Genomic DNA, 601 nt, shown 5'->3' on the forward strand with positions numbered 1-601 from the left:
GATAAAAGGGAAGGAACAGCCAAAAGTGGAGGAACAACCGCAAAAACAAGATTGAAGTTGTCCAAACAGAAGATGAACCGGTAGACGAAAAGCCAGCAAGGATTCCAGATAAGAAAGTGACGCCAACTGTCGAAAAAGACGAGACGAAAAAAGACATAAAGCAAAAGATGAAACGGAAGCCCCGGTGGATCAGCCTACCGAACCTGATTTCGAAGCCGAATTTGTAAAGAAATACGGAAATGAACAAGTCGATCAGGCAAGGATAACTGTCACGAAAACGATGGCAATATGGGTGTTAGATGAAACGAATGAAGCCGAATGGCGACCGTACGCTACGGAGCAATTTTATAAGAAAGCGATCAAGGATATTCAAATGAGCAGGGATGACAAGAAACGTGATATTTCCAATCTGGAAATTTTTGCGACCGAACCCAAAAATGAGAATGAAATGCGTTTCGTTATCTTTGCTGATTGGCAACTACTGGATGGTGTGAAGACGGTTAGTACGCAACGGAAAATGTATTATGCCGATGTCATCAAGGTGGATGATGAGTGGCTTGTCAATGAAATTGAAGGGCTTGACAGGGTATTTTCGGATAAA

General features: G+C 42.4%; 1 protein-coding gene. It reads left to right on the plus strand.

Annotated elements, in window-relative coordinates; genetic code table 11:
* Positions 1-184 precede the first annotated feature (184 nt).
* Positions 185-601: hypothetical protein (locus tag L323_RS33150; RefSeq protein WP_020815965.1), on the plus strand; the 417-nt coding region annotated here is incomplete at its 3' end.

Origin of the sequence: Ruminiclostridium papyrosolvens C7 (assembly GCF_000421965.1) — a bacterium.
GTDB lineage: Bacteria > Bacillota > Clostridia > Acetivibrionales > DSM-1351 > Ruminiclostridium > Ruminiclostridium papyrosolvens_A.